This window comes from Pandoraea eparura (assembly GCF_902459725.1).
Lineage (GTDB): Bacteria > Pseudomonadota > Gammaproteobacteria > Burkholderiales > Burkholderiaceae > Pandoraea > Pandoraea eparura.
This window is the reverse complement of sequence record NZ_CABPSH010000002.1, coordinates 638,324-652,458: the sequence shown is the minus strand read 5'-3', so window position 1 is coordinate 652,458 and position 14,135 is coordinate 638,324. Positions and strand designations below refer to the sequence as shown.

At 66.5% G+C, this 14,135-nt stretch carries 12 protein-coding genes; 6 read left to right on the top strand and 6 right to left on the bottom strand.

The annotated features are described in order from the left end of the window. Positions 1-51: 51 nt before the first annotated feature. On the bottom strand, positions 52-1,248 hold the full coding sequence (gene urtA / locus PEP31012_RS07130) for an urea ABC transporter substrate-binding protein (RefSeq protein WP_425494937.1): 1,197 nt from the start codon (positions 1,246-1,248) through the stop codon (positions 52-54). Positions 1,249-1,446: 198 nt separating this feature from the next. Between urtA and PEP31012_RS07125 the strand changes: the two genes are divergently transcribed. From PEP31012_RS07125 to PEP31012_RS07115, 3 genes are all read left to right on the top strand, one after another. Beyond that, the gene (locus PEP31012_RS07125) at positions 1,447-1,728 is read left to right on the top strand and encodes a hypothetical protein (RefSeq protein ID WP_150588608.1); all 282 of its coding nucleotides are present in this window, start codon (positions 1,447-1,449) and stop codon (positions 1,726-1,728) included. Positions 1,729-1,804: 76 nt separating this feature from the next. Continuing rightward, the gene (locus tag PEP31012_RS07120) at positions 1,805-3,109 is read left to right on the top strand and encodes an MFS transporter (protein WP_150588607.1); all 1,305 of its coding nucleotides are present in this window, start codon (positions 1,805-1,807) and stop codon (positions 3,107-3,109) included. 53 nt (positions 3,110-3,162) lie between these two features. Then, positions 3,163-4,149 carry a GlxA family transcriptional regulator gene (locus PEP31012_RS07115; RefSeq protein WP_150588606.1) on the top strand — a complete coding sequence of 329 codons (987 nt, stop codon included), beginning with the start codon at positions 3,163-3,165 and terminating at the stop codon, positions 4,147-4,149. Positions 4,150-4,171: 22 nt separating this feature from the next. Here PEP31012_RS07115 and PEP31012_RS07110 read toward each other — a convergent pair whose 3' ends face one another. Next, positions 4,172-5,620 (bottom strand): aminotransferase-like domain-containing protein, encoded by a 1,449-nt coding sequence (locus PEP31012_RS07110; RefSeq protein WP_150588605.1) that lies wholly within the window; start codon positions 5,618-5,620, stop codon positions 4,172-4,174. Between the two features lie 187 nt (positions 5,621-5,807). Between PEP31012_RS07110 and aptA the strand changes: the two genes are divergently transcribed. Together aptA and PEP31012_RS07100 are read left to right on the top strand one after the other, a co-directional pair. Continuing rightward, positions 5,808-7,136 (top strand): omega-aminotransferase AptA, encoded by a 1,329-nt coding sequence (gene aptA, locus PEP31012_RS07105; RefSeq protein WP_150588604.1) that lies wholly within the window; start codon positions 5,808-5,810, stop codon positions 7,134-7,136. Between the two features lie 122 nt (positions 7,137-7,258). Beyond that, positions 7,259-8,785, top strand: coding sequence for a CoA-acylating methylmalonate-semialdehyde dehydrogenase (locus PEP31012_RS07100; RefSeq protein ID WP_174978143.1), 1,527 nt, complete (start codon positions 7,259-7,261; stop codon positions 8,783-8,785). A 155-nt stretch (positions 8,786-8,940) separates the two neighbouring features. Here the strand turns inward: PEP31012_RS07100 and pxpA are convergent, their stop codons facing one another. The 4 genes from pxpA to PEP31012_RS07080 are packed head-to-tail and all read right to left on the bottom strand — an operon-like array spanning position 8,941 to position 12,057. Beyond that, a complete protein-coding gene (gene pxpA, locus PEP31012_RS07095; protein WP_150588603.1) occupies positions 8,941-9,687 on the bottom strand; it encodes a 5-oxoprolinase subunit PxpA in 747 nt (248 codons plus the stop codon). A gap of 41 nt (positions 9,688-9,728) precedes the next feature. Beyond that, positions 9,729-10,739 (bottom strand): 5-oxoprolinase subunit C family protein, encoded by a 1,011-nt coding sequence (locus PEP31012_RS07090; RefSeq protein ID WP_150588602.1) that lies wholly within the window; start codon positions 10,737-10,739, stop codon positions 9,729-9,731. Further along, on the bottom strand, positions 10,736-11,389 hold the full coding sequence (gene pxpB / locus PEP31012_RS07085; protein WP_150588601.1) for a 5-oxoprolinase subunit PxpB: 654 nt from the start codon (positions 11,387-11,389) through the stop codon (positions 10,736-10,738). The genes PEP31012_RS07090 and pxpB overlap by 4 nt, the downstream gene beginning before the upstream one ends. Next, the gene (locus tag PEP31012_RS07080; RefSeq protein ID WP_246171172.1) at positions 11,386-12,057 is read right to left on the bottom strand and encodes a 5-formyltetrahydrofolate cyclo-ligase; all 672 of its coding nucleotides are present in this window, start codon (positions 12,055-12,057) and stop codon (positions 11,386-11,388) included. Before PEP31012_RS07080 ends, pxpB begins: the two co-directional genes overlap by 4 nt. 24 nt (positions 12,058-12,081) lie before the next feature. On the opposite strand from PEP31012_RS07080, the gene PEP31012_RS07075 reads away from it, so the two are divergent. After that, complete coding sequence (locus PEP31012_RS07075) at positions 12,082-14,088, top strand: lytic transglycosylase domain-containing protein (protein WP_150588600.1); 2,007 nt, start codon at positions 12,082-12,084, stop codon at positions 14,086-14,088. Positions 14,089-14,135 lie beyond the last annotated feature (47 nt).

The following is a 14,135-nucleotide window of genomic DNA, read 5'->3' as shown; positions in this document are numbered from 1 at the left end:
CACGCGCCGGCGGCCGTTCACGCGGCGCCGGCGCAGGGGATGAAAGGAGGGTCAGACCTTGTCGGGTTTGCCTTCGTTACCTGCGATGTACGGGCTCCAAGGCTGCGCCCGCACCGTGGTCTTGGTCTTCCACACGACGTTGAACTGACCGTCCGGGCGGATCTCGCCGATCATCACCGGCTTGTGCAGGTGGTGGTTGCCGTCCATGACCATGTCGAAGCCGTCCGGCGACTTGAAGGACTGGCCGATCATCGCGGTGCGTACCTTGTCGACGTCGACACTGCCCGCTTTCTCGACGGCCTGCTTCCACATGTGCATGCCGACGAAGGTGGCTTCCATCGGGTCGTTGGTGACGCGCTTGTCGCCGCCGGGCAGGCTCTTGGCCTTGACGTAGGCGAACCATTCCTTCTTGAACGCGTCGTTGGTCGGGTTTTTCACCGACATGAAGTAGTTCCATGCCGCGAGGTGTCCCACGAGTGGCTTCGTGTCGATGCCGCGCAGCTCCTCTTCACCGACGGAGAAGGCCACGACCGGCACGTCGGTGGCCTTCAGGCCCTGGTTGCCGAGTTCCTTGTAGAACGGCACGTTCGAATCGCCGTTGATGGTCGAGATGACCGTGGTCTTGCCGCCCTGGGCGAACTGCTTGATGTTGGCGACGATGGTCTGGTAATCGCTGTGGCCGAACGGTGTGTAGACCTCCTGAATGTCCTTGTCGGCCACGCCCTTCGAATGCAGGAAGGCGCGCAGAATCTTGTTGGTCGTGCGCGGATAGACGTAGTCGGTGCCGAGCAGGAAGAAGCGCTTGGCGCCGCCACCTTCCTTGCTCATCACGTATTCCACCGCGGGGATCGCCTGCTGGTTCGGTGCCGCGCCCGTGTAGAAGACGTTCTTCGACATCTCCTCGCCTTCGTACTGCACCGGGTAATAGAGCAGGCCGTTGAGTTCTTCGAAGACGGGCAGCACCGACTTGCGCGACACCGACGTCCAGCAGCCGAACACGGCGGCGACCTTGTCCTTGGTGAGCAACTGACGCGCCTTTTCCGCGAAGAGCGGCCAATTCGACGCCGGGTCGACCACCACGGCTTCGAGCGGGCGGCCCATCACGCCGCCCTTGGCGTTGATGTCGGCAATCGTCATGAGCGCGACATCCTTGAGCGACGTCTCCGAGATGGCCATCGTGCCCGAGAGCGAGTGCAGGATGCCGACCTTGATGGGCGACTTGCTCTGCGCGAACAAGTTCGGCGCCATGCCGGTCAGCGAAGCGGCGCCCGAGAGGGCCGCCATCTGGAGTAGCGTGCGTCGTTTCATGGTACGTCTTCCCCTTTCCTGGTTAGACCGGTCGATCCGGTACCTGAGGACTAACGCAAAGGCCGTGCCAGCATTGCGGGAGATTGGTCATGCGAGGTAACGGTGCACGTTCGTGCCGGCGGAAGTGCCGGACGTCGCATGGCTGGCGCAAGCCCGTGCGGGGTGCGTTGGCGAGACGAATCGACGGGGGCGCGCGCACCGAGCAGTGCGGGCTTGCCGAAGCCGTTCGCCAGCGTGTCGTCGTCCGAACGAAGCACGATGGTGCGGGCGCGCGCTGAGTTGGTGCGCACCGAGTTGGCGCGAGCCGGCGACATGACCGCCAGGGAGAACGCCAGGCAGATCGTCAGGCAGACCGCTCGCGGTGGCGGTGGCGATCCCCCGGACCACCCTGACGACGAGGTGGCACTTTTTGATGCATGATTGGCATTCGTGCCAAACCGGCCGACGGCAAGATGAGGGCTCCCGAAGACTCCCCGACTGGTTCGACACGACACTCATGACCGATGCCATTGCCGGGCGCGCCGCGCGCCCCACCGATTCCGAACAGGCCGGGCGCCAGAGGCGTCCCGACTACCCTGATCATCCCGATCGCTCGATGGGCCGCCGCTATGCGGCGGTGCTGGCCGTGTGTCAGGCGCTTTATACCGCGGCGTTGTCCGTCGACCTGACGTTGACGGGGCTGGTCGGCTACATGCTGGCGTCGGACAAAGGCTATGCGACGCTGCCGTTCTCCCTGATCACCGTCGCGTCTGCCATCACCACGATCTTCGCGTCGATCTTGATCCAGCGATTCGGACAACGGCTTGGCTTTGCGCTGGGCGCCTTGTTCGGCACGGTGGGCGGGCTGGTGTCGGTAATGGCGATCTACGAGCGCCACTTCGCGATGTTCTGCGCGGGGACGGCGTGTGTGGGGGTGTTTCAGGCGTTCGCGCGTTATTACCGTCTGGCCGCGGCAGACATCGTGCCGCTCGAAGACAAGCCACGCGCGATTTCCATCGTGCTCACCGGTGGCGTGCTGGCGGCGGTGATCGGGCCGGCGCTCGCGGCGGGCAGCAAAAACTGGCTCGCGCCGGTGACGTTCGCGGGATCGTACCTCGTCGTGGCGATCCTCTCGGCGACGTCGCTGGTGTTGCTCGTCGGCTTTCTGCGCAATCTGCCGGTGCATGCCGCCGGCGGTGCGACAGGCGAGGCGGGCGCGTTGCCTGCCAGACCGCTTGGCGAGATCATGCGTCAGCCGATTTATCTGGCGGCGCTGGCGAACAACCTGATCGGGTTCATGGTGATGATGTTCGTCATGACGGCGACGCCGATTGCGGCGGTGACGTGCGGGCACAGCATCGACGACGGCGCGCACATCATCGAGTGGCATCTGGTGGGGATGTATGCGCCGTCGTTCTTCTCGGGGCATCTCGTCAAGCGATGGGGCGTGGTGCCGGTGTTGCTCGCGGGTATCGCGATGAGCGCGCTGTGCAGTGTGCTGGCGCTCGCGTCGACGAGCCTGCCGTCCTTCTATGCGGCGCTGGCGTTGCTCGGCGTCGGCTGGAACTTCATGTTCGTGGGCGGCACGACGTTGCTCACGATGTCGTATCGTCCGGCGGAGCGTGCGCGCGCGCAGGCCGCCAACGAATTCATCACCTTTGCCGGGACGGCGCTCGCGAGTCTGTTCGCGGGGCAACTGCTCGCTCGCTTCGGCTGGGCCACCATCAACCAGGCGACCTTCCCGTTGCTGGCGCTCGCTGCGCTGGTGACGGTGTGGTACGCCGTCGACGCGAAGCGCCGTGCGGTGCCCGCGACGGCCTGACGCTCCAGCGCTCCAACGCTCCAACGCCCCGACGCTCCGACATTCTCGCGATCATGAATCCACCTCGTCTCGTTGCCTTTCTCATCGTGCCGCCGTTCGTGTTGCTGGATCTGGCCGGACCGCTCGATGCGTTTCACGCCGTCATCCGCAACTTCGCGGCGTTGGGGCAGTCGGCGCCGTACCGCACCGTGGTGGTGTCCGAGCATGGTGGGCCGGTGGAGACGGGCTCTGGCATCACGCTGCACACCGAGCCGATGCGCGCGCTCGAAGCGATGCCGGTCGACACCTTGATTGCGGTGGGCGGAGCGGTGGCGCATCGTCCGGCGGTGCCGGGCGAGGTGGGCGAGTGGTTGCGCGACTATGCGCCGCGCGTGCGGCGTGTGTGTTCGGTGTGCGTGGGGGCGTTCATTCTGGGGACGGCGGGGTTGTTGAACGGACGCCGCGCGACGACGCACTGGCTCGATACGGCGATGTTGCAGGCGTGTTTTCCGGCGGCGCGCGTCGAGTCGGATCCGATTTATGTGCGTGAGGATCCGGTGTGGACGTCGGCGGGGATCACGGCGGGGATCGACCTTGGATTGGCGTTGGTCGAGGACGATTGGGGCGCGGATGTGGCGTTGCAGGCGGCGCGGCGGCTGGTGGTGTTTCTCAAGCGCGCGGGCGGGCAATCGCAGTTCAGTCCGCCGTTGCAGGCGCAGGTCGCGGCGGGGGCGCCGTTCGGGGATTTGCATGCGTGGATGTCGGAACGGCTCGATGGCGATCTGTCGGTGGTGCGACTGGCCGAGCAGGCGAACATGAGTCCGCGCACGTTTGCCCGAAGTTATCTCGCGCGGACCGGGTCGACACCGGCCAAGGCGGTCGAGCGCATGCGCCTGGAGGCGGCCCGGTTTGCGTTGCTCGACTCGGATGCGCCGCTCAAGCGCATCGCCGCACGCGTGGGCTTCGGCGACGAACAAAACCTGCGGCGCGCGTTTCAACGTCAGTACGGTGTGACGCCGGTGGCGTATCGGGAGCGGTTTGGGGTGGTGGGGGAGGTTTAGGGATTTCGAATGCGCAATCAAGTTACGCCGCCAACTTCCCTGCCGCCGCCCGATCGAGAAAGCGGAACAGGCGAGCGTCGTCGGAATAGGCAACGTTGAAGCGGAACCAGTGGCACGGCTCGTTGTGCGCGAGAAAGAACTCCCCCGGCGCCAACATGATGCTCTCGAGCAGCGCCGCTTCGGCCAGCTCGCGCGCCGGTCTCGACGTCTGCGGCAAGCTGCCGCACACGAACATCCCCCCTTCCGGCTGGGCCAGCAGCGTCACCCCGTGCGACTGCAACTGCGTGATGAGACGCGCGCGCGAACGCGTCAGCCGGTCCGACAGGCGCTCGATGTGCTTGCGGTGACGTCCCTCGGTGAGAATCGCATGCACGATGCGCTCGTTGATTTCCGAGGACGTGAGGCCCGCCACCATCTTGCTGCGCGCGATCTCATGTGCGAGATCGCGCGAACACGCCAGATAGCCCACACGGACCGACGGCGATATCGTCTTCGAAAAGCTCGACACGTAGATCACTCGCGACAGGCCATCCATCGCCGCCAGTGACGGCGTTCCCGCAGGGGCCAACTCGCGGTAGATGTCGTCTTCGACGATCCAGAAACCATGCTGCTCGGCACACTGCAAGATGCGATGCGCTGCCGCCGGTGTGAGCGAGGTGCCCAACGGATTCTGCAACGCCGGATTCACGAACAGCGCGCGCGGACGGTGCGTCTGCGCCGCCTGCTCCAACGCGGCGAGATCCAGGCCCGCCTCCGTGCGAGGAATGCCGACAACGTTCAGACCCGCCAGACGCAACACCGCCAGCAGATTGCAGTACGCCGGTGCCTCGACCAACACCGTATCGCCCGGCTTGAGCAGCGTGCGCACCACCAGGTCGAGCGCCTGCGTCGCGCCATGCGTGAGCACGATGTGCTCGGGCGGCGCGTCGATGGACAACTCGCCGAGACGCCGCGCCAGCCACTGACGCAGCGGCCCATACCCCCGCGGATGTCCGTAGTGCGCGAAATGCGCGCCCGGTCCTTTCGAGAGCGAGCGCAGCGCACCCTGCAGCCCGTCTTCGTCGAGCCAACTGTCGGGCAACCATCCGCAGCCGCTCTTCACGGCGATCGCGTCGTCCGCGAAGATCTCGGAGAGCAGCCACGCATTCGTGACTTCGCTCGCCGTCGTGCTCACGGCCAACGTGCCGCCCGGGCTGGTCGGTCCCGTGTCCCGTGAGTCGGCCGCCCCGGCGACGAAGAATCCCGCGCCGCGCCGGGCCACGAGCGTGCCGCGCGCGACCAGCCGGTCATACGCCTCCACCACCGTGAACGTGCTGATGCCGTGCGCCTTGGCCAGCGACCGGATCGACGGCATGCGCATGCCCGCGTGCAGCGTTTGTCGTTGTAGCGCTCGCTCTACCTCCCGCACGATCTGGTCGACGAGCGCTTCCGGCTGGGCGCGGTTCAGGGAAAAAGCAAGCGGTTGGACCATGGTGTCGGGGCAGTGGCTGTTGCCAATACAGTTAAGACGATTGACCGATACAGAATATACATTTTCCACGTAACTGTACATGTCTGTACCGGTCTGGCTCTCGTACGATCGATCCCATCCACCCGTGGCCCGCATCGTGCCGACCACGGAACCTCCTGATCGAGCCAAGCCCTGGGGAGACCCCGCGATGAACATGAAAGACCTGAATCTCGACATGACGGCGTTCTGGATGCCGTTCACCAACAACCGTCAGTTCAAAAGCTCGCCGCGCCTGTTGGTGAAGGCCGAGGGCATGTATTACACGTCGTCGGACAATCGCAAGATTCTCGACGGCACTGCCGGTCTTTGGTGCGTGAACGCCGGCCACTGCCGCACCGAGATCGTCGAGGCGATCCGTCAGCAAGCCGGTGAGATGGATTTTGCGCCGACCTTCCAGATGGGACACCCGAAGGCGTTCGAGGCTGCGAGCAAGATCGCCGCCATCACGCCGCAGGGGCTCGATCGCATCTTTTTCACGAACTCGGGCTCGGAGTCGGTCGACACTGCCCTGAAGATCGCCCTGGCCTACCATCGTGCGCGCGGCGAAGGCCAGCGCACGCGCCTCATCGGCCGCGAACGCGGTTATCACGGCGTGGGCTTCGGCGGCATTTCGGTCGGCGGTATCTCGCCGAACCGCAAGGCCTATTCGGGGCAACTGCTGCCGGCGGTCGACCATCTGCCCCACACGCTCAACATCAAGGAAGCGGCCTTCACGAAGGGGCAGCCCGCCTGGGGCGCCCATCTGGCCGATGAACTCGAACGTCTGGTGACGCTGCACGATGCCTCGACCATCGCCGCCGTGATTGTCGAGCCGCTCGCCGGGTCCACCGGTGTGCTCGTGCCGCCGCATGGCTATCTGCAAAAGCTGCGCGAGATCTGCGACAAGCACGGCATTCTGCTGATCTTCGACGAAGTCATCACCGGACTCGGCCGCCTGGGCAAGCCGTTCGCGGCCCAGTATTTCGGCGTGACGCCGGACATCATCACAATGGCCAAGGGCGTGAACAATGCCGCCGTTCCGATGGGGGCCGTCGCGGTGAAGACGAGCGTGCACGACACCATCGTCGACGCCGGTAACTCGGGCGCCATCGAGTTCTTCCACGGCTATACCTACTCCGGCCATCCGCTGGCCGCCGCCGCCGCGTGCGCGGCCCTCGATCTGTACCAGAGCGAAGGCCTGTTCGAGCGCGCGGCAACCCTCGCGCCGCATTTCGAGAAGGTCATTCACGGTCTGCGCGATCTGCCGAACGTCATCGACATCCGTAACCTCGGGATGGTCGGCGGCATCGAGCTGGCCAACCGCGACGGCAAGCCGGGTGCACGCGCGCATGAAATCTTCGTCAAGTGCTTCGAGAAGGGAGCACTGGTGCGTTACACGGGCGATATCCTGGCGTTCTCGCCGCCGCTCATCATCAGCGAAGCGCAGATCGACGAGTTGTTCGGCATCGTTGGGGAAGCCATTCGCGAGACGGCGTAAGCGACATCCACAGCAAGGCTGGGCGGCCGCCGCGCGACGCCCCGCCATTCATCAGACAGTCAGGGCGAACGCCCGCCTCGGGCGGACGCTCGCCCACCGACAGCGTTTTCACGGACATCGACATGAATCAACGAGTGAGCATCGAACGTATCGAGCATTGGATTGGCGGCGCCAGCGTCGCCTCGGGGGAAGCCGATCGCCGCTTTGGCGAAGTGACGAACCCGGCCACCGGCGAGGTCATCCGCCAGGTGGCCCTGGGCGGTGCGACGGATGTTGCAAGCGCCGTGGCGGCCGCACGTGCCGCCTTGCCCGGCTGGCGCGCCACGCCGCCGATGAAGCGCGCCCGCGTGATGATGAAGTACCGCGAACTGCTTGAAACGCATCGCGAAGCGCTTGTGCAACTGATCACGCAGGAACATGGCAAGACGCTTGACGACGCCCGCGGCGAAGTCACGCGCGGCATCGAGGTGGTCGAATTTGCCATGGGCATCCCGCAGTTGCTCAAGGGCGAAATCGCGCCGCAGGTGGGCACGGGCGTGGACACGTATTCGATTCACCAACCGGTGGGCGTCTGCGCCGGCATTACGCCATTCAACTTCCCCGCGATGGTGCCGTTGTGGATGTTCCCGATGGCGCTCGCCTGCGGCAACACCTTCGTGCTCAAGCCCTCCGAGAAAGTGCCGTCGGCCGCGCTGCTGCTCGCGCGCCTCGCCAAGGACGCCGGGCTGCCCGACGGCGTGCTCAACGTCGTGAATGGCGACAAGGCGGCGGTCGATGCACTGCTCACGCATCCGGACGTCAACGCCGTATCGTTCGTCGGCTCCACGCCGATCGCGCAATACATCTACAGCACGGCGTCGGCGCATGGCAAGCGCGTGCAGGCGCTCGGCGGCGCGAAGAACCATGGCGTGGTGATGCCGGACGCCGACCTCGACTTCACCGTCGATGCGCTGATCGGCGCCGCATACGGTTCGGCGGGTGAGCGTTGCATGGCGATCTCGGTGGCCGTGGCCGTCGGCGACGTGGCGGATGCGCTGGTGGCGCGTCTGGCGCAAGCCGCGACGTCGCTGCCGGTCGGCGACGGGGCCGACCCCGTGGCGCAGATGGGGCCGCTGATTACCCGCGCGCATTGCGACAAGGTGCGTGGCTATGTGGATGCCGGTGTTGGCGAAGGCGCGACGCTCGTGGTGGACGGCCGTGGCCTGAAGGTCGCGCAGCGCGACGATGGTTTCTTCATCGGCCCGTGCCTGTTCGACAACGTGACGCCGGAGATGTCGATCTATCGCCACGAAATTTTCGGGCCGGTGTTGGCCGTGGTGCGCGTGAAGACGCTGGAAGAGGCGATTGCGCTCATCAACCGGAATCCGTATGCCAACGGCACGGCGGTGTTCACGACGTCGGGCGGTGCCGCGCGGCGCTTCGAGGACGAGATCGAAGTTGGCATGGTGGGCGTGAACGTGCCGATCCCGGTGCCGGTGTCGTACTTCTCGTTCGGCGGATGGCGCAATTCGCTGTTCGGCGACCAGCACATCTACGGACCGGAGTCGGTGCGCTTCTACACGCGCTCGAAGGTGGTTACGCGTCGCTGGTCGGAGGGACGTCCGGCGAATGCCGCGTCGTCGCTCGTCATGCCGACGCTCGGCCAATAACGGCGATCCAGTGCCGATCCGCGCGATCGGCGCAATCCGCATCACGCTGTACCGCGAAGGCGCCGGGGCTTGCCGGCCTCGAAATGAAAACGCCGTCCGAGGCATTCCACCTGCCCTCGGACGGCGTTCTGACTTGTGTGCGGGCAGCGGCGAGGTCAGGACAGATGCGCCGGCGCGATATCGATGCCCTCGCCGAGCAGGAAGCCGCGAATGCGCTGTGCGAATTCGAGTGCGTGTTCGCCGTCGCCGTGCAGACAAACGGTTTGCGCCTGGATCGGTACGAGCGAGCCGTCAATGGCACGCACGTGTTGTTCGCGCACCATCATCAGCGTTTGGGCGAGCGCATCTTCCTCGCGCTCGATCAACGCGCCGGGCGTGCCGCGTTTGACCAGTGAGCCGTCGGCGTTGTATCCCCGGTCGGCGAAGACTTCATCGACGGCTTGCATACCGGCAGCCCGCGCGGCCTTCACCAACTCGCCGCCGGCCAGTCCGAAGATCGCGAGGTCGGTGTCGAACGCGCGAATCGCTTCGACGATCGTCTCGGCCAGTGCCGGGTCGCGCGCCGCCTGATTGTAGAGTGCGCCGTGCGGCTTGACATGCGACAGCCAGCCGCCCTGGGCGCGCACCATCGCGGCGAGGGCGCCGATCTGGTACAGCATGCCTGCGCGAATCTCGTCGAGCGGGAGCTGCATTTCCGCACGGCCGAAATGCTCCCGATCGGGGAAGCTCGGGTGCGCGCCGATGGCCACGCCTTGCGCCAGCGCCCAGCGCACCACCTGCTGCATCGTGCCCGCGTCGCCCGCATGCCAGCCACAGGCCACGTTGGCCGAGCTGACCAGGCCGAGCAGCGCCTCGTCGTTGTTGCAACCTTCGCCGAGGTCGACGTTCAGATCGATTTTCATTCGGAGTTCTCCTGCGGGGATGGTGCGGCGGGCGCGCGATGTCAGCGCTTGCGCGAGATGGCCGGCACCCGCGATGTCGTCAGAATGCCGCGATCGTGCCACGTAAGCGCGCGCTCGATCTGGGCAAGATAGCGCCGCTGTTCGTGCAGCGCCTCGTGCGCCTCGGCGGCGCTACATTCCGTGAAGTACAGCGTGCTGCCGAGCCGTGCCTGTCCGAGCCGCCACAGATCGGCGCTGATCACCGTGCCGATCTTCGGGTAGCCGCCGGTGGTCTGGGCGTCGGCCAGCAGAATGATCGGCTGCCCCGACGGCGGCACCTGTATCACGCCGGGCAACACGCCGTGCGAGAGCAGGTCGTGACTGCGATTCTTCTTGCGCGCGAGCGGTTCCGGGCCAGACAGCCGGTAACCCATCCGGTTGCTGTTGGGCGTGACGTGCCACGGATGCGTCCAGAAACCCTTCTGCGAGACGGCGGTGAAGTCGTCGTATTCCGGGCCGGGGAGCACGCGCACGCGGTGCGCCAGCGGATCGGACAGCCACACGGGCGGTCGCACCCCCAGCAGCGTGGCCTTGCGCGCGGCGGCGCTGGGCTGCCCGATGGCGATGCGGTCGCCGTCGCGCAGGGCGCGGCCCTCGAAGCCGCCGAAGCCGGCCGCCAGATCGGTGCTGCGCGAGCCCAGTGTCTCGGGAACCTCGATGCCGCCCGCCACCGCCAGATAGGTGCGCATGCCGAAGCGCGCCGGGCGCAACGTCAGCGTCTGACCGCGTGTGACGGGAAAGCGCCACCACGACCACACGGGAACGCCGTCGAGATCGGCATGGCAATCGGCACCGGCCAGCGCCACGAGGGTCGTCGACGCGAAGCGCAGCACGCACGCCCCCATCGTGATTTCCAGCGCGGCGGCGTTCGGGTCGTTGCCCGCGAGACGGTTGGCGACGGCGCAGGCGAGCGGATCGACGGCGCCGCCGCTGGCCACACCGAATTCACGCAGACGGGAGCGGCCCAGATCCTGGACCGTGGTAAGCAGGCCGGCACGCAGGATATCGATCACAGGTCGAGGCTCGCGATGGTGAAGCGCACACGGTCGCCCGGCGCCAGCAAGGCGGGCGGTGTCGCGGCGGGGTCGAACAGCGCGCTGGACGTATGGCCGATGATTTGCCAGCCGCCGGGAGAGGTGAGCGGATAGATGCCGGTTTGATTGCCGCCGATGCCGACCGACCCCGCCGGGACCGACAGCCGGGGTTCGGCGCGGCGGGGCGTGGCAATCGACTCGTCGAGCCCGCCCAGATAGGCGAAGCCCGGCTGGAAGCCGAGAAAGTAGACAATGTATTGCGGCGCGGTATGACGCTGCACGACGGTCTTGGGTTGCAGGCGTGCATGCCTGGCGACGTCGGCGAGGTCGGGGCCGTGTTGGCCGCCGTAATGCACGGGAATCTCGATGTCGCGTCCGACCTCCCCGGCGACCGGCTGGGTCTGCCACGCGTCGCGCAGACGCTCGCCCAGCGCGTCGATATCGATGGTCAATGGGTCGAACACCAGGGTGAGGTTGTTCATGCCCGGCACGACGTCGTGCACATCGGGCCAGTCTTTCGCGAGGGCTGCCACGTGCCAGACGCGGCGTTGGGTCGCAAGCGTGGGCGTGGTGCCCGCTTCGCACACGAGCGCGCTGTCGCCGAGCGGCAGGATCTTGAGCGTTGTCATGGCGTGGGGGTCCCGGATTCGCGAGGGTTGTCGTCGGCGCGCGCGAAGGTGGCCGATTCCGTCACGATGACATCGAGCGCCAGATCGTGGGCTTCGGCCGTGAGGCCGTCGATTTCGAGGGCGTCGTAAGCAATGCCGAGCGTTTGCGGTACTGGCGTCATCGAATGCAAGGTGCGGTCGTAGAAGCCGCCGCCGTAGCCGAGTCGCAGGCCGTTGCGATTAAAGCCCACGCAGGGCACCAGCAGCAGATCGGGGACGAGCACCTCGCCGTCAAGCGGCACGGGAATGCGGTAGCGGCCTGGCGTCATGCGCGCGTCGGGAGTCCAGCGGTGAAAGACGAGTGGCGCGGCGGGCGCGGTCACGACAGGCAGTGCGGCCAGGCGCGGTGCCTTGGGAGACGCCTGGGCGAGCCATGCCGAGACGACGTCGCGTGCGTCGAATTCGCCCTGGATCGGCCAATAGAAGCCGACGCAGCGCGGCGCGCGACGCGTCAGCTCGTCGGCCAGCCGGGCAGCGAGGGCGGCGTCGTGCGCGGCACGACCGGCAAGCGTGGTGCGCGTGTGCAGCAACGCCTTGCGCAGACGCGCCTTTCCGGCCGCCGATTCGGTCCCATTTCCGGACGTTTGGGCCGCCGACTGGGTGGGGTCCCGTGCTATGCTTGAATCCACTTTTTATCCGACGCTCCCCCGAAGATGTCAGAACGTTTGACCCGAGTATATCGCGCCGTTGCGCTGGCCCTGACCGCTGCCACGCTCGTTGCCTGCAGCACGACCCAGGCGACCGGCCGCGCCAAGGCGCATTCGGCGGCGAGCCGTTCGACGGCATCCGCCGACGCGCTCTCGCAGCGCTCGCCCGACGACATCTTCGTGCAACTGCGCGAAGCGGCCCGCGCCAACGACGCACCTCGCGCCACGGCGCTCGCCGCCATGCTCTCCGGCTACGACGTGCCGTCGTACGTCCAGTACTTCCAGATCAAGCCGCGCATGTTCGACCGCTCGGGCAAGGCGCTGATCGATGCCCCCGACGACGAAATTCGCGCCTTCCTGCGCACGTATGACGGGCAGGCGATCGCCGATCGCCTGCGCAACGACTGGCTGCTGGTGCTGGGCAAGCGCCACGACTGGCAGACGTTCGACGCCGAGTATCCGAAGTTCGTGCTCGACGACGACACCCAGGTCAAATGCTACGCGCTGATGTCGCGCGCCGCGCGCGGCGAGAACGTCACGCAGGCCGCCACCGATCTGCTGACCACGCCGAAGTACTACGGCGAGGGATGCGTCGACATGATCAATACGCTGGCCGCGAGCGGCCAGTTGCCACGCAAGGAAGTCTGGCATCAGATCCGTCTGGCCTACGAGGAAAACTACACCTCGCTCGGCAAGCAGATCGCCGATGCGCTGGGTGCCGCGCGCCCGGACGACAGCCTGCTCGACATGGCCGCCACGCGCCCGGCGCAGATCCTCGCGCGCGGGGTGGACGGCTCGGAGGCGTCGCGCCAGCTCACGCTGCTCGCCGTCGTGCGCATGGCCCGCAGCGACGCGATGCTGGCGGCCAGCAGTTTCTCCAGCGTCGCGGGCAGCCTGTCGCCGGAGGAGCGCGCCATCGGTTGGGGCAGCATCGGCATGCGCGGGGCGCTGTCGCAGAATCCGATGGCGATCACCTGGTACCGTCAGGCGGGTAACGCCAAGCTCTCGACCACGGCGCAGGAATGGAAGGTTCGTGCGGCGCTGCGTGCGGGCGACTGGAATCTGGTGCGCACCGGCATTGAAGCGATGCCGTCGGCGTTGCGCGACGACGGTGTCTGGACATACTGGTACGGCCGAGCGCTGCGCGAAGCCGGGAAGGTCGACGCCGCGCGTGCGCAATTCCAGAAGATCGCCATGCAGCCCAACTTCTACGGCCAACTGGCCAACGAGGAACTGGGCAACAAGACATCGCTGCCGCCGCGCACGACCGTCACCCAGGCCGAGGTCGATGCGAATCGTGCGAACGCCGGCTTCCGGCGCGCCGCGAAGTTCTACGATCTCGGTTTGCGCTTCGAAGGCAATCGCGAGTGGAACTGGGAACTGCGCAACATGACCGATCGCCAGTTGCTCGCCGCCGCACAGTACGCCAACCAGATCGAACTGTTCGACCGCACGGTCAACACGGCCGATCGCACGAAGGTCGAGCACGACTTCGCGCTGCGCTACCTGATGCCGTTCCGCGACAAGGTGGAGCCGTTGGCTGCCGCCGTCGATCTTGACGAAGCGTGGGCCTACGGCCTGATCCGGCAAGAGTCGCGCTTCATCATCAATGCGCGCTCGTCGGTCGGGGCGGGTGGTCTGATGCAGATCATGCCGGCCACCGCGAAGATGGTCGCGCGCCAGATCGGCATGGACTACCACCCGGGCATGATGCACGACATCGACACGAATATCCGTCTGGGCACGAGCTATCTGGCGGACATCTACAACAAGTTCGACGGCTCGGCAGTGCTGGCGTCGGCTGGTTACAACGCCGGCCCGGGGCGTCCGCGCACGTGGCGCTCCACGCTCGATCGTCCGGTCGAGGGGGCGATCTTCGCCGAGACGATTCCGTTCAACGAGACGCGCACGTATGTCGAGAATGTGTTGTCGAACACCACGTATTACTCGGCCCTGATCACGGGCCGTCCGCAATCGCTCAAGGAGCGGCTCGGCATCATCCTGCCCCAGTGACCGGGCAGCGGTCGGGGCCGCGCCCCCTCACAGTCATGACGCGGAGG

Coding starts and splice junctions, on each gene's coding strand:
- urtA (WP_425494937.1), bottom strand. CDS start 1,248: ATGGCGCCGAACTTGTTCGCGCAGAGCAAGTCGCCCATCAAGGTCGGC.
- PEP31012_RS07125 (WP_150588608.1), top strand. CDS start 1,447: ATGGCTGGCGCAAGCCCGTGCGGGGTGCGTTGGCGAGACGAATCGACG.
- PEP31012_RS07120 (WP_150588607.1), top strand. CDS start 1,805: ATGACCGATGCCATTGCCGGGCGCGCCGCGCGCCCCACCGATTCCGAA.
- PEP31012_RS07115 (WP_150588606.1), top strand. CDS start 3,163: ATGAATCCACCTCGTCTCGTTGCCTTTCTCATCGTGCCGCCGTTCGTG.
- PEP31012_RS07110 (WP_150588605.1), bottom strand. CDS start 5,620: ATGGTCCAACCGCTTGCTTTTTCCCTGAACCGCGCCCAGCCGGAAGCG.
- aptA (WP_150588604.1), top strand. CDS start 5,808: ATGAACATGAAAGACCTGAATCTCGACATGACGGCGTTCTGGATGCCG.
- PEP31012_RS07100 (WP_174978143.1), top strand. CDS start 7,259: ATGAATCAACGAGTGAGCATCGAACGTATCGAGCATTGGATTGGCGGC.
- pxpA (WP_150588603.1), bottom strand. CDS start 9,687: ATGAAAATCGATCTGAACGTCGACCTCGGCGAAGGTTGCAACAACGAC.
- pxpB (WP_150588601.1), bottom strand. CDS start 11,389: ATGACAACGCTCAAGATCCTGCCGCTCGGCGACAGCGCGCTCGTGTGC.
- PEP31012_RS07075 (WP_150588600.1), top strand. CDS start 12,082: ATGTCAGAACGTTTGACCCGAGTATATCGCGCCGTTGCGCTGGCCCTG.